The organism is Sphingomonas sp. YR710, assembly GCF_900101455.1.
Lineage (GTDB): Bacteria > Pseudomonadota > Alphaproteobacteria > Sphingomonadales > Sphingomonadaceae > Rhizorhabdus.
Genome location: NZ_FMZJ01000018.1, coordinates 1 through 18,659 on the forward strand (window position 1 = coordinate 1; position 18,659 = coordinate 18,659).

The window sequence follows — 18,659 nt, forward strand, 5'->3', positions numbered from 1 at the left end:
GGGCAAAGACTACCGGCATCAAGGTTCGCTATCGAAGGTTCTGACCCGCGCGGCACTGCAGATACGGAAATTCCCGTTTATGGGTTTACGACCTAACCAGGCCACGAGCTATTTGTGATGTCACATGGCTCGATTTTGTACTGCGCCCCCAAACCCGTCTTGATCCGATAATGGCAAAATGTCGCCGTTTCGGCCGAGCGGAGAATCCCTCCTGTGCGGTCACGTCGGAAAGCAGCCAGGCAATGTCCAAAATATTGCCGAGCATGGTTAACATCTTTTTAAGGAGCCTTTGTTAATCGCTTACTGAATTGTTAAATTCTATCGGGACATCGGGTAATGATTCCAAAGACGCTCCACTTCATCTGGGTCGGCGACGAATCGAAGAGGCCCGATAATTGTATAGAAACCTGGAAAGCCTTTCATCCGGATTGGCATGTCAAGATCTGGGGCAATAGCGCTCTTCGCGAACGCGAATGGATCAATGCCGCCCACATGATCGAAATGTCGAAGCGCGAGTATAATGGCGTCGCCGACATGATGCGCTGGGAGATCCTCTACGAGGAAGGCGGCATCGTCATGGATGCCGACAGCATCTGCCTGAGAAGGCTCGATGATGACCTGCTCGATTGCGAGGCCTTCGCCTGCTGGGAAAGCGAAATGGCGCGCCCGGGGCTGATCGCCGCAGGCTATTTTGGTAGTTGTGCGCAAAATTCCTTCGTCGGCCAGCTCATTCTCGACATCCAGAATGAAAAAACCGTCATCGACCGGCTGGCATGGGAGACGGTGGGCCCGCTGCGGCTGACCGAAGCCTATCGCAAATACCAATATCATGCCCTGAAAATCGTCCCGAGCTACTATTTCATCCCCGAGCATTTCACTGGCGTCACCTATGACGGGCCCGGGCCGATCTATGCGCACCAATTGTGGGGGAGCACGAGACGCACCTACGACCAGATTCACCTCCAGACGTTCGGCGATGCCCCGTCGCGTCAGGAGGAGGCCGCAATGCTCGCGCCCCAGCCGGCGCCGGTGCAGGTCCGGCCGGAACCCGCAGAGCCACCGCGCCTCAAGACCGTTTCTTCGATCGAGGCCCAGCACGATCCCTATTTCGTCCAGAAGATCCAGGTGAGCACCGAGGTGATCGGCATCAACCGGCTCGATGTGTTCCGCAGTCTCTGCGAGGGCAAGAGGGTGATGCATATCGGCTGCGCGGATTGGCCGATCACCGATCCGGCATCATCGCTGCACCTCGCGCTTGAGCCGTTCTGCGCGAAACTTGACGGGTTCGATATTCACGCCGAGGCGCTGGCGGCACTCGCCCCCTACACCAAGGGTGAGCTCTATTCGCGCCTCGAGGATATCACCGAGGAATATGACATCGTGCTCGTGCCCGAGGTGATGGAGCATGTGCCCAGCGTCGATATCTTCCTGGCGCAGCTCAATTCGCTCAAAGCAAAATATTTTCTGATCACGGTGCCCGATGCGTTCCAGTGCCAGAAGCGGCATTTCGAATATGTCGATGGATCGGAGACCTTCGTGGAGATCGTCCATCCCGATCATAATTGCTGGTACACTCCGTTCACATTTTCCAACACGCTGGCGAAATATACGCCCTGGAAGATGGAAAAAATGTGGTTCTTCAATCACATTTCGCTGCTGTCGTTGCTGAGCAAGACAGACGAGCATCTGCTCGACCTGGCCGCCTGAACGACCGGCGCGGAACAAGACCCTTCACTTCTCTATTTGCGGGACCGTGTCGCCATGAAGGCCAATGTCGATCAACAGCTGCGCAAGGCCCATTCGCTGGCGACGAAAGGGGCCGTGGCCGAGGCGGGCGACATCTATCGCGAAATTCTCAAGCGGTTTCCCAGCAACAAGCGGGCGGTGGACGGATTGCGCGACTTGTCCACCGCGGCAAGGGGCCCCTATGACAAGGGCCTCCGCGCGGTTCTCGCGCTTTACGACCAAGGCCAGCTGCACGACGCGCTCAACCAGCTCAGCTTGCTGATCGAAGCCTATCCCGCCGAGGCAGACCTGCACAATCTGGCCGGGGCCGCTTATGCCGGGACCGGACAGTTCGAAGCGGCGGTTGGAAGCTACGACCGGGCGATCGCGCTCGCCCCCGATCATGCCGAAGCATGGTCCAACCGCGGCATCGTGCTGCAGCGATTGCAACGGCTGGATGCCGCGCTCGGCAGTTATGACAAGGCGATCGCGCTGAACCCTGCGGCGGCAGAGGCCCATTCCAATCGCGGGATCGTGCTCAAACAGCTACGCCGTCTGGCAGAGGCGGTGGTGAGCCACGACGAGGCGATCCGGCTCAAGCCCGGCTCGGCCGAGGCCCACTATAATCGCGGAAATGCGCTGCACGATCTACAGCGGCTCGAGGAAGCCGTGGCAAGCTATGATGCCGCCATCCGGATCAAGCCCGATTATGTCCTGGCCTGGTCGAACCGCGGCAATGCGCTGAAGGCGCTGCGACGGCTGGATGAAGCGCTGGCCAGCTATGATGCGGCGATCCGGCTACGGCCCGATTTTGCCGTGGCCCATTCCAACCGGGGGGTCGCGCTGCTGGGCCTCGAGCGGTTTGAAGAGGCGCTCGACAGCTGCATGGCAGCGGTCGGCCTGCAGCCCGATTCGGCGGACATTCACTATAACGCGGCCAATGTACTGCAGGAGATGCAGCGGCCCGAGGACGCGATCGCACATTATGATGCGGCGATCCTGCTCAGGCCCGGCTTTGCCGAGGCCCATGCCAATCGCGGCAACATGCTGTACGCGCTGCAGCGGCTGGACGAGGCGGCGAGCAGCTATCGGGCGGCGATCGCCTGCAAGCCCGATGACGCGACCGGCCATTATAATCTGGGCAATGCGCTGCAGGAATTGCAGGACCTGGAGGCCGCGGTGGACAGCTATCGCACCGCGATCACCATCAGGCCCGGCTATGCCGAAGCACAGAGCCAGCTGCTCTACCAGCAGGCCCGGATGTGCCGATGGGACGACAGCACCGCTTCGGCTGACCTGTCGGTATTGGGCATTGCCACCAATGCCGTCACACCGTTCACGTTCCTGGCAATCGAGGACAGTGCGCGGCACCATCTCCAGCGCGCTCAAAAATGGGTGCGTGAAAAATGCCAAAATATCAGCATCAGGCCGACGATGCGGCGCGATACCTCTTCCCGCATCCGCATCGGCTATTTTTCTGCCGATTTTCACAATCACGCCACCATGTATCTGATGGCCCGGCTGTTCGAACTGCATGACCGGAGCCGGTTCGAAATCCATATTTTTTCTTATGGGCCCGACCGGCAGGATAATATGCGCCAGCGCGTCGCCGATTCCGTGGACGGATTTCATGATGTCGCGAAGCTGACCGACAAGGCGATTGCCGATCTAGCCCGCAGCACCGGGATCGATATCGCGATCGATCTCAAGGGCCACACCAAGGACATGCGGCTCGGCATCTTTTCGCACCGGGCGGCACCCGTCCAGATCAATTATCTCGGCTATCCCGGATCGAGCGGGGCGGATTTCATCGACTATATCATCGCCGACGATGTGGTGATCCCGGAACGCAGCCGGCAATATTATTCGGAAAAGGTCATTTCCCTGCCCTTTTCCTATCAGGTGAATGACGATGCCCGAACGATTTCCGATCGGGTCTTCACGCGCCGCGAGCTGGAGCTGCCCGAAGACGGTTTCGTGTTCTGCAGCTTCAACAACAATTACAAGATCACGCCGGCCGAATATGACATCTGGATGCGGCTGCTGTCGAAAGTCGATGGAAGCGTGCTGTGGTTACTGAACGACAATCGCTGGGCTCAAGCCAATTTGCGCAAGGCGGCGGAGGCCAGGGGCGTCGATCCCGATAGGCTCATCTTCGCCGAACGCATGGCGCTGCCCGATCATCTCGCCCGACACCGCTGCGCCGACCTGTTCCTCGACAGCTTCAACTGTAACGCCCACACCACGGCGAGCGACGCTTTGTGGGCTGGCTTGCCAGTTCTCACCAAGTTGGGCGAAAGCTTCACAGCGCGCGTCGCCGGCAGCCTGCTGCATGCAATCGGCATGCCCGATCTCGTGACCGAAACGCCAGCAGCCTATGAGCGCATTGCGCTGGGACTGGCGACCGACCCGGCCCGGCTCGCGGATACCAGGGCCCGGCTCGCGGCGAACCGGCTGACCACGGCGCTGTTCGACACCGAACGATATGCACGGGACATCGAACGCGCCTTCGACATGGCTCATGACCGCTATCTGCGCGGCCTGCAGCCCGATCATTTCAAGGTTCCCGTTGCCGCCGTTCAAGAGAAAGCCGCAGCCTGACCGGCACGCGGCCCGCGACCGCCCGCCGATCAGATGAGCAGATAAAATGAAGATAAATATCGATCAGGCCTTGCGCAAAGCCGGCTCGCTGGCCGTCAAGGGCCAGCAGGCGGAGGCGGAGGCACTGTATCGCGAGGTGCTGGGCCGGTTTCCGAATAACAAAAGGGCATTGGACGGCCTGCGCGAGCTGGCCCTGCCGGCCCACGAGCCTTATGCCACCAGCGCCCAGGCGCTCGTCACGCTCTACAATCAGGGGCGGTTCGGCGAAGCGATCGATCTTGCCCGGCTGCTGATCGAACGGCATCCGCGCGAGGCCGATCTCCACAATATCGCAGGCGCCGCTCATGTCGGCATGGGGCGATTGCCGGCGGCGATCGAAAGCTATGACCGCGCGATCCGGCTACGCCCCGATCATGCCGACGCCCATTCCAATCGCGGCATCGCGCTGCGGGCGTTGGACCGGGTTGCCGAGGCCATTACCAGCTATGATATGGCGATCCGGCTCAAGCCCGACTTCGCGGCCGCTCATTATAATCGCGGCTCCGCGCTGCAAGCGCTTGGCCGGCTGGACGAAGCCATAGTCAGCTATGACAACGCGATCCGGCTGAAACCCGATTATGCCGAAGCCCATGCCAATCGTGGCAACGCGCTGCGCGAACACGGCCGCATGGAAGACGCCGTCGAGGCTTGTGACAGGGCGATCTGGCTCAAGCCCGGCTTTGCCGAGGCCCACTCCAACCGCGGTATCGCGCTGCGCGAACTCAAGCGGCTGGATGAGGCGATTGCCAGCTATGACATGGCGATCCGGCTGAAACCCGATCTTGCCGAAGCCCATGCCAATCGCGGCATCGCGCTGCGCGACCTCGGATGCCAGGAGGAAGCGGTTGCCGATTATGACCGGGCGATCGCGCTCAAGCCCGATCATGCCGCCGCGCACGCCAATCGCGCGAACGTGCTGCAGGATTTGCAGCGGTTCGATGAGTCGGCCGACAGCTATCGAACCGCAATCGCGCTCGATCCCGACAACGCCGAGGCGCGCAGCCAATTGCTCTATCAGCAGGCGCGCATGTGCCGATGGGACGATCCGGCCGATCCCCCCGAACTGGCGGTGCTGGGCATCACCACCCGCGCAGTGACGCCGTTCACCTTCCTCGCGATCGACGATGATGCGCGCCGCCATCTGCTGCGCGCGCGGAAGTGGGTGGAAGAGAAATGCGGCCATATCCAAGCGATGCCGGCGACACCGCCAGCGCCAGCCCCGCGCATTCGCATCGGCTATTTTTCCTCCGATTTCTACAATCATGCCACGATGTACCTGATCGCCAAACTGTTCGAGGCGCACGATCGCAGCCGGTTTGAAATCCATGTTTTTTCCTACGGGACAAGCGGCCCGGACGAGATGCAGCAACGGGCGATCGATGCAGTCGATGTGTTCCATCATGTCGCGACCCTGAGCGACAGGGTGATCGCCGATCTCGCGCGGGACAAGGGCATCGATATCGCGATCGATCTCAAGGGCCACACCAAGGATACCCGGCCCGGCATCTTTGCCCATCGGGCGGCACCGGTGCAGATCAATTATCTCGGCTATCCGGGATCGAGCGGCGCGGAATTCATCGATTATATCATCGCGGACGATGTGGTGATCCCGCCGCATGCGCGGTGCCATTATTCGGAAAAGATCCTGTCTTTGCCCTTTTCCTATCAGGTGAACGACGATGGCCGCGCGATCGCCGACAGGCTGTTCACCCGCGCCGAACTGGGCCTGCCCGAACGGGGCTTCGTGTTCTGCAGCTTCAACAATAACTACAAGATTACGCCGGCCGAATATGACATCTGGATGCGGCTCCTCTCGAAGGTCGATGGAAGTGTCCTGTGGCTGCTGAGCGACAATCGCTGGGCCGAAGCCAATCTGCGAAAGGCAGCGCTAACCAGAGACGTCGATCCCGATCGCCTGATCTTCGCCGAGCGGATGCCCCTGCCCGAGCATCTCGCGCGGCATCGCTGCGCCGATCTGTTCCTCGACAGCTTCGCCTGCAACGCCCACACCACCGCCAGCGATGCCCTGTGGGCCGGCCTCCCCGTCCTCACCAAATTGGGGGAAAGCTTCACCGCCCGTGTCGCCGGCAGCTTGCTGCACGCGATCGACCTGCCCGATCTCGTGACCGAAACGGCGGCGGATTATGAGCGGATCGCGCTCGATCTGGCGAGCGATCCGGACAGGATCGCGGCGATCAAAGCGCGGCTGACAGCCAACCGGCTGACCACGCCATTGTTCGACACCGGGCAATATGCGCGCCACATCGAATGCGCTTTTGAAATGGCCCATGACCGCGCCTGCCGCGGCCTGCAGCCCGATCATATCAATGTGCCGGCCGGCGCGAGCGACATCCGCAGGCTGGTGGCCTGAACTACACCCTATTCCTCCCCGGAACGGGGAGGGGGACCATCCGAAGGATGGTGGTGGGGCATGCTATATTCCCCGAATGTTGCGCCAGCCCCTCCACCGCTCTTCGAGCGGTCCCCCTCCCCGAGACAAGCTCAGGGAGGAATTTACGGAAATTCGCACGCTATTAACCATCATCCCTTATCGTCCCACCGCGGCCATCATGCAGGGGAAAGGCGCGGTACGAAAATGATTGCGGACTCCACGGCCATCGCCGACGCACCCGCCGCCGCTCTTTCCGAGCTCCGCGCCGTAAACCTGCAGTTGCAGGCAACGATCGATCAGTTGCGCGCCGAGCTGGAGCTTGGCGCGGTCGGCACGGCCGAGGCCGTGCAGCAAGCCAAAGCCGAAGCAGCGGACGAAATCCGCCAGATCGTGGCGGCCGTGCAGTCGGTCCGCGATCAGATGGAGGCTCAGGCGGTGGCTGCCGAAGCCGCACAGCAATCGCTCCGCGCCGAAGCACAGATCGAGACCGCGCAATTGCGCGCGACGATCGACGTTCTGCGGAGCGAACTGGAGCGCACCCGTGCCGACGGGGCGCTCGCCGTGACCGAAGAACAATCGCAATTCGCCCGCGAGCGCGCAACCCTGCACCAGCAGATCCAGGTGCTGCGCGAGCAACTGGAACATCGCGCATGACCGAGATGACTCCGATCCCGTCCGATCGCCGCAGGGCCAGCGATGCTGCACTGCGCCGCGCCGAAATATTGCTCGAAGTGTCGCAGCGTTGCGCCGCGATCGGCGATCTCGATGGGGTGCTCAAGGAACTCGTACACCTCACATCGCGTGCGCTCGACTGCGATCGCGGTACCTTGTTCCTCAACGATGAAACGACCGGCGAGCTCTATTCGCGGGTCGCGCAGGGCGAGCTCACCCGCGAAATCCGCATCCTCAACAGCAGCGGCATCGCCGGCCATGTCTTCCAGACCGGCGAGGGGATGCGCACCGACGATCCTTATGCCGATCCGCGCTTCAACAGCTCGGTCGACCAGCGCACCGGCTATCGCACCCAGAGCATCCTGTGCGTGCCCGTCTGCACGATGCGCGGCGATACGATCGGCGTGATGCAGTGCCTGAACAAGGTTGGCGGCGGCTTCACCGAGGATGATCTCAGCCTGCTCGGCGAAATGACGAGCCAGGCCGCGATCGTGCTGCAGAGCCTGCGTTATGTCGAGCAGATCGACCAGATCCGCGTCAAGGAGATGAACTTCCTCGGGCTGGTTTCGGATATCAATGCCGAGTTCGATCTGTCCCGCCTGCTCGAGCGCGTCGTCGCCGAGACGACCAAGCTGCTTGCGGCCGAGCGTGCCACCATCTTCCTCCACGATGCGGCGAACGAAACGCTGTTTTCGCGGGTGTCGGCCGGCGGCGCGATCAACGAGATCCGCTTCCCCGCGCATATGGGCATCGCCGGCGCCGTCTATACATCGGCGACCAGCCTCAACATTCCTTATGCTTACGCCGATCTGCGGTTCAATCCGGGGTTCGATCGCCAGACCGGCTTCTTCACCCGATCGATCCTGTGCGTGCCGATCGTCAACAAAAGCGGCCGCGTGATCGGCGTGACCCAGGTGCTCAACAAGAAGGGCGGGATCTTCACCGACGAGGACGAACAGCGCCTCAAGGCGTTCACCGCGCAGATCGCGATCGCGCTCGAAAATTCGAAGCTGTTCGACGATGTCCAGCGGGTCAAAAAGTACAATGACAGCATGCTCCAGAGCATGTCGAACGGCGTGATCACGATGGACGCCGCCGGCAAGATCGTGACGTGCAATGCCGCGGGCGAAAGGATCTGGGGGGTCAGCGCCCTGGAGGGCCGCGCGCTCGCCGACCTGCTCGATGCCGATGGCGGCTGGCTGATCGAACGGATCGAACAGGTCCGCACGCGCCGCGAGAGCGACATCTTCCCCGATGCCGCGCTTGTCCTCGGCGGCGTCCCCAAGTCGATCAACCTGACGATCCTGCCGTTGGTCGCGGCCGAGGGCGACAAGGAACTGGGCACCATGCTGATGTTCGAGGACATCAGCAGCGAGAAGCGCATGAAATCGACGATGTCGCGCTACATGGACCCGGTGATCGCGGCGAAGATGCTGGAGGGCGATGCGCTCGATCTGCTCGGCGGCAACAATGCCGAGGCGACGATCATGTTCACCGACGTGCGCGGCTTCACGACGATCACCGAGGAATATGGCGCGCAGGGCACCGTTTCGTTCCTGAACGAATATTTCACGATGATGGTCGATTGCATCACCCGCGAGGGCGGGATGCTCGACAAGTTCATCGGCGATGCGATCATGGCCTGTTTCGGCCTGCCGATGCCGCATGGCGACGACCCCGATCGCGCCGCCCGCGCGGCTATCAGCATGATCCGCGAACTCTGGGAATGGAATGCCGCGCGCAAGCTGAAGGGGCTGAAGACCGTCGACATGGGCGTGGGGCTCAACACCGACATGGTCGTCTCGGGCAATATCGGATCGCCGAAGCGGATGGATTATACCGTGATCGGCGACGGCGTGAACCTCGCCTCGCGGCTCGAAAGCGCATGCAAGGCCTATTCGGCGCGCATCCTGGCGAGCGAGTCAACGATCACCAAATTGCGCGGCACCTACCGCGTGCGCGACATCGATCTGGTGGTGGTCAAGGGCAAGACCCAGCCGGTGCGGGTGTTCGAGATCCTCGATTATCACGATGCGCAGACCTTCCCAAACCTGATGGACGTCGTCAGCCATTTCGGCGAGGCCATCGCGGCCTATCGGGCCGCCGATTGGGACAAGGCGATCACGCGGTTCGAGAAATGCCTGGCGCTCAATCCGGGCGATGGGCTGTCGCGGACCTATATCGATCGCTGCGGGATCTTGCGGGCGGAGCCCCCGGTGGGGGAATGGGATGGCGTGTGGCGGATGAAGGATAAATAGCGTGGATGTATCGACGCGATAGAGGCACCCGACTACTCCCCGAGCGCCATACGGTTAGAATAATAATCCGCCTCATTGTCGGCGGCGAGCGGGTCGAGGTTGGCGAGGGCGACGACCACCGCATCCAGATCGGGATAGACGCGGAACGCCGCGTTCATGCCCGGCGCGCCGCCACCATGACCCCAATTGTGCGCCGGTCCCAATCCGCCGATCCAGAAGCCAAAGCCGTACCAGCCATCGGGCCGCTGCGGCGACGTCGCCATCGTCAGCATGGCCTTCGATAGCAGTTTGCCCGACCGCAAAGCCTCGCCGAAGCGGATCAGGTCGGCTGCCGTGGTGTAACCGCCGCCTGCCGCCGAGCCGCGATAGGGCAAGGTATCGGAATTATCGACGAGCTTGCCGTCTTTGCCTTTGGTGTAACCCCGCGAGCGGTTCGGCACCGCGACCTCCTCGGGCAGCGAGTCGCTGTCCTTCATCTGCGCGGGCGCGAAAATATGCGCGCGGACGTAGCTGTAATAATCCTCGCCGCTGACCACCTCGATGATCCGCCCCAGCAGCACGAAGCCGTAATTGGCATATGCAGTCTTTCCCTCCGCGCTGGTATCCGGCGCGCGGTTCCCGAACAGCTTCACATAATCTGCCAGCGTCCTCACCTCGCGCCGCTTCGCGTCATATTCGGGCGTGAAGATGTCGCCCGCGCCGCCGGTGTACGAGAGCAGCGCGCGGATCGTCACGGCCTTCGCGAAATCGGCGTTGGGATAGTCCTTCAGATAGGCTCCGGCCGGCGCGTCGAGCGAGATCCGGCCCTGCTCGACGAGCTGCAAGATGCCGATCGCGGTGAACATCTTGTTCGCCGATCCGATCCGGAACCGGGTGTCCATTCCCACCGGCAGCTTCGTGGCGCGATCGGAGAGGCCCGAAGCGCTCTGGTAGATCAGCTTGCCGTGGCGCATGACCATGATCGTCCCGGCAAAGCGATCGGCGGCGACGTCCTGCGCCAGTTTCTGCGCCATCATCCGATCGAGCTCGGCGTGCGGCACGCGCGGGACGGCAAATTCGGGCGGGCGATCGGCCGGCCCGAAGCTAGCGTCGACGACCTTCAGCGGATCGGCCGGATCGATCGAGACCTGTTCCTGCCAGAACCCGTCGCCGATTTCGGCCGACAGCAGCACCGAGATCTGGTTCGGTCCCCTGGACTCGACCCGCGCGGGCGTCATCCGCCCGCTCATGGCATGCAGGTCGATCCAGGTCTGCGGTGGTGCCGTCCGGTTGTAGAGTTTGCGGTAGCGCTCCAGCTCCACGGGATCGGCCGAATTATAAGCGTTCAGGAACACCGTGACGAAATGGCCCGCCGGCGTGTCGGGCAGGGCCGGCGCGGGAGGAGCGGCAGCGAGCGCCATCGCGGGGAGCATCAGGGCCAGAACAGCCAGCAGGCGTCGCATCGATCCGTCTCCTTGCCGGATTGCCATTCAGCCTCACCGAACCTCAAATTGCTGGCAAAAGACAGCTTTCGCCTGCCCGCGCCCGTCGACTGTCCCTGAGCGAAAGCCCTCGCCGGAAGGAGGCTACTGAATGATCCGGGTCGCCGGCCTTATATCGTCGCACTGGTGGCGAGTCGAAACGATAAGCGTCCGAATTGGCGCGATCTCGGATAGGGGCGATGCGAGAGCTCTCGCTGGCCAAGCTTAATGTTACGCCCCGTAATCGCGGTGGGATGCATTGCCCGGTTGCCCTATCGCCCCCATGATCCTTGCCTTCAGCCACTTGCTTAGCTATGTACTTAGCTAATGGAGGTGCCTGTGGCCCAATTCTCTGTGCATGATGCCAAGACCAACCTCTCCAGGCTGATCGCGGCCGCGCTTGAGGGCGGCGAGGTGGTCATTGCCCGCGGCAGCGTTCCGGTGGTGCGGCTGGTGCCGGTCGCGCCACATGGCAAGCGATGCTTCGGGGCACTCAAGGGCAAGATTGCCATGGATGCGCGCTTCGATGAGCCGTTGCCCGAGGATGAACTCAAGGGTTGGAATCTGGCTTGAGGCTGCTGCTCGATACCCACGCGCTGATATGGTGGCTGGCGGGGGATGAGACACTGAGCGAACGTGCCCGCGCGGCGATCACCGACGAGGCGAACAGCGTCGCCGTCAGCGCCGCTTCCGCCATGGAGATCAGCACCAAATTCCGTATCGGCAAGCTGCCCGACGCACCATTGCTCGTGCAGGACTTTGAGATGATCGTCGCCGCGCAGGGCTTTGCCGAGCTGGCCATCACGGTTCGCCACGCCCGGCTCGCGGGTGAGATGAAGATCGCCCACAAGGATCCCTTCGATCGCCTGCTGATCGCCCAGGCGCAGGCCGAGGACATGGTGCTGATCTCGAACGAAGCGCTGTTCGACGGCTTTGCCGTGCAACGCCTCTGGTAGCCCCTGTCCGCTTGTCCGAACGGTCATGTCGACCATCGTTTGAGTGATAGCCATTTCCTGCTTGCTGATCGCGATGGTCGCCGGACTGCGCGAATGCAGCCGAACCCGTTAGAAGGGCGATGGCGATCACCCCTGACGCTATCGATTTCATGGGGAGTTCCTGACGACGCAAGACTGGTGGCGCCGACGCGCACGGCGGATGATCCGCTGTGGTCAAAGATGAACGGCGGAAGCGGTGAATCGTTCCGGGCATGAGCTGATGCCACCGTAAACAGGCCAGCCGGTTCGGTTGCTGTCGGATCGGGTTCCTGTGATCGCAGCCACAGTCCGCTTGCCCTGAGCGCGATAACATGTTCCCCTATCCATACAGGCAATGTAGCCGAATGGGCAGGTGGGGAGTCGCGCGACATGACACCGGAACGTCCTACATCCGTTACGAGCACGATCATCGATCGCGCAAAGGCCATCATCCTGCGGCCAAAGGCCGAATGGCCGCTGATCGATGGCGAGCCCGCTACCATATCCGGCCTGTTCATGGGCTATGCGCTCATTCTGGCGGCCCTCCCCGCGCTGGCCGGTCTGATCCGCGGGCTGGTGTTCGGCTATGGCGCGATGGGGTTTTATTTCCGCCCGTCGATCGGCGGCGCGATCGGCACGGCGATCGTGCAATATGTGCTGTCGATCGTGAGCGTCATCGTCATCGCGCTGATCATAGACTGGCTCGCGCCGCGTTTCGACGGCACCAGCAATCGCACGCAAGCGTTCAAGGTGGCGATCTATTCCTCCACGGCCAGCTGGCTCGCCGGAATATTCGCGATCATCCCGGGGCTTTCGGTCCTTTCGCTGCTCGGGCTCTACAGCCTCTATCTGCTCTACACCGGCTTGCCCTTGCTGATGAAATCGCCTGCCGAAAAGGCGGCCGCCTACACGGCCGTCACCGTTATGGTGGCGATCGTCGTATCGCTGATCGTCTTCGCGGTCGCAGGGCCCTTGACCCGCCTGTTCGGCGTATCGCCTTATGCCGGGATCGGCAGCAGCGCTCCGCAGGGCGAAATGACGGTCCCCGGCGTCGGCAAGGTCGATATTGGCAAGATGGAGGCGGCATCGCGACAGATGGCGGAGGCCGCCCGGACGGGTGCGTCCAACGCCGTTGCGCCATCGGTGCTTCAGGCGATGCTTCCCGCCGCGATCGGCGCCTATCAGCGCACCGAAGTGCAGAGCGCCGGCCTGGGTGCGGGGGGATCGAACGCCTCGGCGCGCTATGAATCCGGCGGGCGCAGCTTCCGTCTCGAGATCACCGACATGGCCGCGATCGGAGCGCTCAGCGGAATGGGCGCGGCGCTCAACGTCGAATCGAACAAGCAGACCGCGACCAGCTATGAGCGCACCAGCACCCAAGAAGGCCAGATCGTCACCGAACAATGGGACAAGGCCGCCAATGACGGCAAATATGGCACGACCATCGCCAATCGTTTCATGATCGAGGCCAGCGGCCAGGCCGCCAGCATCGACGAGCTGAAGGCCGCCGTCGCCACGATCGGGCCCGAAAAACTGGCGGCTCTGGCGAAGTGATCGGGAGCGGTATGCCGACGGTCACCGAGTTTGGTATTGCGTCCCCGAAATATGTGGATTTTCGGCCGCTTGACAGATAGATGATAGCTGTTACTATTCTTAAAACAGGAATATGCTGACTCCCGGTGCCGGTCTTTTTGCCTAGCGGGAAATCGTGTACGGTGCGGTGGTGACTGACGGGAATTCTACGATGAATGCGGACAGATCATCATCGGATGGCGCCGCCGCGTGCTTTTTGCGCAGGCAACCTGCCACATGCAAAACACGCCGGTGACCGGTTAGCGAATCTGGGTTCCCGAGGGTTCGAGCGAACTGCCTTGAAATATAGAAGAATAATCTCTCCTCGAGATATATTCCTTTTTTGGAGATTGTGATGATGGACGTTGCCGTGAAGGAAAACCCCGCCGCCACTGGCCCGGTTCACTGGGACCCCTATAATCAGCGCTATTTCAAGAATCCCTACCCCGTGTTTCAGCGCATGCGCGAAGAAGCGCCGATTTATTACAATGACGAATTCGATTTCTACGCGGTCAGCCGTTATGACGATTGCGTTCGCGTCCTCGGTGATCGCGAGGATTTCATATCGTCGAAGGGCGGCGTCATCGAGCATATGCGGAGCGGCGTGCCCATTCCGTCGGGCATGTTCATCTACGAAGATGCGCCTCTCCACACCTTCCATCGCGGACTGTTGACCCGCGTCTTCACGCCGCGGCGCGTGCGTATGCTGGAAAAGGAAATCCGCGAATTCTGCGCGCGTGCGCTCGATCCGCTCGTCGGCACCGGCCATTTCGATTTCATCGAACATCTCGGCTCCGAAATGCCGATGCGGGTCATCGGCATGCTGCTCGGCATGCCCGAGGAAGACCTCAAGGAAGCGCAGCGCCGCGTCGACGATAATATGCGGACGATCCCGGGCCAGCCTCTCCAGTCGAGCGGTAAGGGTTTTTCGGGCGAAGCCTATTCCGAATATGTCGACTGGCGGCTCAAGCATCCGTCGGACGACCTGATCTCGGACCTGCTCACCGCCGAATATAAGGACGAGACGGGCGAGCTTAAGAAACTGAGCCGTGACGAGGTGCTGACCTTCATCTCGCTGATCTTCGGCGCCGGCAACGAGACCACCAATCGCCTGATCGGCTGGACCGGCAAGCTGCTCGCCGAGCACCCGGATCAGCGTCGGCAGATCAACGAGGATCGCTCGCTGATCCCGCAGGCGATCGAGGAAATTCTGCGCTACGAATCGCCGGGCCCCTATGTCGGCCGGACGGCCGCACGCGATGTCGAATTTCACGGCGTCACGGTGCCCGCGGGCATGCCGGTGCTGGCCGTGGTTGCTGCCGGCAATCGCGACGAGCGCAAGTTCGCCAATGGCGAAGCCTTCGACATCCATCGCAAGCGCGAGGCACACCTGACCTTCGGCTTCGGCTTCCATGCCTGCCTCGGCAATCCGCTCGCGCGGATCGAGGGGCGCATCGCCCTCGAGGAGCTGCTCAACCGCTTCCCCGAATGGGAGGTCGACATGGCCAATGCGAAGATGTCGTCGACGTCCACGGTTCGCGGCTGGGAGAGTCTGCCAGCCTTCGTGCCTGCCTGATCCCCGCACACGCATCTTCCAATACCGGATGCCCTCTGCGAAGGTTGGCAGGCATATGCCTGCCAACCCGAACGGGGGGTTCTCCATATTCAGCCATTGAGGTTCAACGATAATGCCGAAGATTACATTCATCGAACTCGAAGCGCAGGCGGAACATATTCTCGATGCCGAGGTCGGTATGTCGCTGATGGAAGTCGCACGGAATGGCGGGATCGCCGGCATTCCCGGAGACTGCGGCGGCGCCTGCATTTGCGGCACCTGCCACGTCCACATCGCACAGGCGTGGCGCGAGCGCATCGGGCCCGCGACCGACATCGAAGTCGCAACCATGGAATTTTCGGAAGATGTGCGGCCAGAGAGCCGGCTCGGGTGCCAGATCCGGATCACCGACGATCTGGATGGCCTCGTCGTGACGGTGCCGTCGAGCTGACGCACGGCAGACTCGGCAGAACGGCCGGCTCATACCAAGAACCAGTGAGGACGACTCTTCTCCCCTCCCCTTCAGGGGAGGGGCCGGGGGTGGGGCCTCTCCTCCGCGCTACGCCAAGCTGATAGGCCCCACCCCAACCCCTCCCCTGAAGGGGAGGGGCTTATGGGTTCTCATCAATGCACCTTGGTATCAGCTCGCCTGGGCCGGCCAGTTGAAGATGCGCCGCGCGTTCCGCCCAAGGATCTGCTGCTTTTCGTCGAGCGAAAGCTCCGGATCGTCGCGGATATAATGCACCAGATCCGACCAGCCGATCGCGGGCCGCACGACGGTCTTGTCGCTTGACCAGATCAGGCGATCGGCGCCGAATGACGTGATCGCGCGACGCAGGACGCGGCGGATCGGCTCGTACGGATAGTCCCCCGCGGCGAAGAACATATGGGCGTGGCTGATCTTGATCGCGACATTGGGATAGTCAGCGAGCTTCAGAACCTCGTCCAGATAATCGGGGCTGGCCGCCCTGCGTGCCTCGGCTTCCGGCCGGTGCCGCATGTCCTGCCCCATGACGAGGCCCCAATGGTCGACGACGAACTGCAACCTGGGGAATTTCTTCAGATAGCGCGGCAGATATTCGACATAACCGGGAATGAAAAGGCACACCGGCAAGCCCGCATCCTGCGCAATTTCGAACGCGCGATCGAATCCGCCCTCGCAGAACGCCGCGGCCTCCACGGGCGTCGCTACCGCCAGAAACCGAAAAGCGCGCGCATGCGGCGATGAGGCGAGGACGCGCATGACCATTTCGATCTGCGGATCGTTGCGGTCGAGACGGACGAAATAGGAAAACCGGTCCGGATGAAGCGTGCTCGCCAGTTCGGCAGTCGGATAGATGGACCGCCAGGCACCGTTCGGCAGTTCGAAACCGGGCTGGTTGCGCAGGCCGCCGGCCGATTCCGAACGATACCAATATTCGTCGATCAACACAGACCGGATGCCGATCGCGTTCATCGCCTCCAAATTCGCGTCGATCGTGCCGGGCCCCATATGGATTTGCGCATCGACGATATCCATGGCCACCTCACGCTTATATTCTCGTTCGCACCCCGATGATGGGCAGCCGGCGCGCAAATCGCAAATGGATTTTCACCGGGCGGCGATCATCGTGGCGACGAAAACGCGCAGGCTCGGTCGTCCGCAGTCCGATCCTCAATGCCGGAAATGGCGCATCCCGGTGAACACCATCGCCAGCCCGGCCTCGTCGGCGGTGGCGATGACGTCGGCGTCACGGATCGAGCCGCCCGGCTGGATCACTGCGGTCGCCCCCGCCTCGACCGCGGTCAGCAGGCCGTCGGCGAAAGGGAAGAAGGCATCGGAAGCCACCGACGAGCCGATCGTGCGCGGCTGCGCCCAGCCGGCCTTCCCAGCCGCGTCCTTCGCCTTCCACGCGGCGATACGCGCCGATTCCATACGGTTCATCTGGCCCGCACCAACGCCGGCGGTCGAACCGTCCTTGGCATAGACGATCGCGTTCGACTTGACATGCTTGGCCACCGTCCAGGCGAACAGGCAGTCGTCGAGTTCCTGCGCTGTTGGCTCGCGCTTCGTCACGACCTTCAGGTCGCTGCGGCTGATCCGGCCATTGTCGCGCGACTGCATCAGCACCCCGCCGGCGATCGACTTGATCGCAAGGCCCGGCCGCGCCGGATCGGGCAGGTCGCCGGTCAGCAGCAGCCGCAGATTCTTCTTCTTCGCGAAGATCGCCTTGGCCTCGTCATCGGCATCGGGTGCCGCGACGACCTCGGTGAAGATGCCCGAGATCGCCTCGGCGGTCTTGCCGTCGAGCGGGCGGTTGACCGCGATGATGCCGCCAAACGCCGAAACGCTGTCGCACGCCAGCGCCGCCTCATAAGCCTCGATCAGCGTATCGGCGCTGGCGACGCCGCACGGATTGGCATGCTTGACGATCACCACCGTCGGCGGCCCGTCACGGAATTCGCTGACCAGCTCAAGCGCGGCATCGGCGTCGTTATAATTGTTGTAGCTGAGTTCCTTGCCCTGCACCTGCACCGCCTGGCCGATGCCGCGCACCGTAGGGCCGGCCGGCACGTAGAGCGCCGCCGTCTGGTGCGGATTCTCGCCATAACGCAGGCCCGATGCCTTTTTGAGCGGGATCGAGACCGCATCGGGGAACAAGGCCCCCTGATCGGCATAAGCGAACCAGGACGAGATCATCGCATCATAAGCCGCCGTCGCCGCGAACGCCTTGGCCGCGAGCCGCTTGCGCAACGCCATCGTGGTGGCGCCGTCGTGCATGTCGAGCGCGCTGATGATCTCGGCATAATCGGACGGATCGGTGACGATCGTGACGAAGGCATGGTTCTTGGCCGCCGAACGCACCATCGAGGGGCCGCCGATATCGATATTCTCGATAATCTCGTCACGCTCCGCACCGCGCGCCACCGTCTGCGCGAACGGATAGAGGTTGACCACCACCATATCGATCGCGCCGATGCCATGATCGGCCATCGCCTTGGCATGTTCGGGATCGTCGCGCACCGCGAGCAGGCCGCCATGGACCATCGGATGCAGGGTCTTGACCCGCCCGTCCATCATCTCGGGAAAGCCCGTGAGATCGGACACGTCGCGGACATCGAGCCCGGCCTCGCGCAGCGCCTTGGCGGTACCCCCGGTCGAGACCAGTTCCACGCCATGCCGGACGAGCGCCTCCCCGAGTTCCACAAGGCCGCTCTTGTCGGAGACGGACAGGAGGGCGCGCTTGATGGTAACGTCGGTCATGGGGAGAAGCTTCCTGGGTGATTGAGGAGGCTCCGTTAGGCGATGCGGTTATGATTTTCCACTGTGGAGATTCCTGGAACCGGTGGGCGGGTCGACCCGCGCGCCATGCCTCCCTTCGTCATGCTGAATTTATTTCAGCATCCACCGCGCCACAAGCCGCGCCTTGC

Annotated in this window: 13 protein-coding genes; 10 read left to right on the top strand and 3 right to left on the bottom strand. The window is 62.2% G+C overall.

Annotation, left to right across the window (positions count from 1 at the left end):
• Positions 1–336: 336 nt before the first annotated feature.
• The 5 genes from BLS13_RS17465 (at position 337) to BLS13_RS17485 (ending at position 9,687) form a co-directional block, all read left to right on the top strand.
• Positions 337–1,707, top strand: coding sequence for a glycosyltransferase (locus BLS13_RS17465; RefSeq protein WP_093454045.1), 1,371 nt, complete (start codon positions 337–339; stop codon positions 1,705–1,707).
• 54 nt (positions 1,708–1,761) lie between these two features.
• Positions 1,762–4,326 (top strand): tetratricopeptide repeat protein, encoded by a 2,565-nt coding sequence (locus BLS13_RS17470; protein ID WP_143012001.1) that lies wholly within the window; start codon positions 1,762–1,764, stop codon positions 4,324–4,326.
• 46 nt (positions 4,327–4,372) lie between these two features.
• Entirely contained in the window at positions 4,373–6,736 is a 2,364-nt protein-coding gene (locus BLS13_RS17475) for a tetratricopeptide repeat protein (RefSeq protein ID WP_093454048.1), read from the top strand.
• Between the two features lie 225 nt (positions 6,737–6,961).
• A complete protein-coding gene (locus BLS13_RS17480; protein ID WP_093454049.1) occupies positions 6,962–7,411 on the top strand; it encodes a hypothetical protein in 450 nt (149 codons plus the stop codon).
• Entirely contained in the window at positions 7,408–9,687 is a 2,280-nt protein-coding gene (locus BLS13_RS17485; protein ID WP_256325953.1) for a GAF domain-containing protein, read from the top strand. The genes BLS13_RS17480 and BLS13_RS17485 overlap by 4 nt, the downstream gene beginning before the upstream one ends.
• 32 nt (positions 9,688–9,719) lie before the next feature.
• Here BLS13_RS17485 and BLS13_RS17490 read toward each other — a convergent pair whose 3' ends face one another.
• Positions 9,720–11,129: a serine hydrolase domain-containing protein gene (locus tag BLS13_RS17490; protein ID WP_176943659.1), complete on the bottom strand. Its 1,410-nt coding sequence runs from the start codon at positions 11,127–11,129 to the stop codon at positions 9,720–9,722.
• Between the two features lie 357 nt (positions 11,130–11,486).
• Between BLS13_RS17490 and BLS13_RS17495 the strand changes: the two genes are divergently transcribed.
• The 5 genes from BLS13_RS17495 (at position 11,487) to BLS13_RS17515 (ending at position 15,699) form a co-directional block, all read left to right on the top strand.
• Positions 11,487–11,720 carry a type II toxin-antitoxin system Phd/YefM family antitoxin gene (locus BLS13_RS17495; RefSeq protein WP_093454138.1) on the top strand — a complete coding sequence of 78 codons (234 nt, stop codon included), beginning with the start codon at positions 11,487–11,489 and terminating at the stop codon, positions 11,718–11,720.
• Positions 11,717–12,103 carry a type II toxin-antitoxin system VapC family toxin gene (locus tag BLS13_RS17500; RefSeq protein WP_093454053.1) on the top strand — a complete coding sequence of 129 codons (387 nt, stop codon included), beginning with the start codon at positions 11,717–11,719 and terminating at the stop codon, positions 12,101–12,103. The genes BLS13_RS17495 and BLS13_RS17500 overlap by 4 nt, the downstream gene beginning before the upstream one ends.
• Positions 12,104–12,511: 408 nt before the next feature.
• The gene (locus BLS13_RS17505; RefSeq protein ID WP_093454055.1) at positions 12,512–13,675 is read left to right on the top strand and encodes a Yip1 family protein; all 1,164 of its coding nucleotides are present in this window, start codon (positions 12,512–12,514) and stop codon (positions 13,673–13,675) included.
• A 373-nt stretch (positions 13,676–14,048) separates the two neighbouring features.
• Positions 14,049–15,269, top strand: coding sequence for a cytochrome P450 (locus tag BLS13_RS17510; protein ID WP_218123312.1), 1,221 nt, complete (start codon positions 14,049–14,051; stop codon positions 15,267–15,269).
• Positions 15,270–15,381: 112 nt separating this feature from the next.
• Complete coding sequence (locus tag BLS13_RS17515) at positions 15,382–15,699, top strand: 2Fe-2S iron-sulfur cluster-binding protein (RefSeq protein WP_093454056.1); 318 nt, start codon at positions 15,382–15,384, stop codon at positions 15,697–15,699.
• Positions 15,700–15,888: 189 nt separating this feature from the next.
• On the opposite strand, the gene BLS13_RS17520 is transcribed toward BLS13_RS17515, so the two are convergent.
• Both BLS13_RS17520 and purH read right to left on the bottom strand, forming a co-directional pair.
• Positions 15,889–16,767: an amidohydrolase family protein gene (locus tag BLS13_RS17520; protein ID WP_093454058.1), complete on the bottom strand. Its 879-nt coding sequence runs from the start codon at positions 16,765–16,767 to the stop codon at positions 15,889–15,891.
• A 135-nt stretch (positions 16,768–16,902) separates the two neighbouring features.
• On the bottom strand, positions 16,903–18,492 hold the full coding sequence (purH, locus tag BLS13_RS17525; RefSeq protein WP_093454059.1) for a bifunctional phosphoribosylaminoimidazolecarboxamide formyltransferase/IMP cyclohydrolase: 1,590 nt from the start codon (positions 18,490–18,492) through the stop codon (positions 16,903–16,905).
• Positions 18,493–18,659 lie beyond the last annotated feature (167 nt).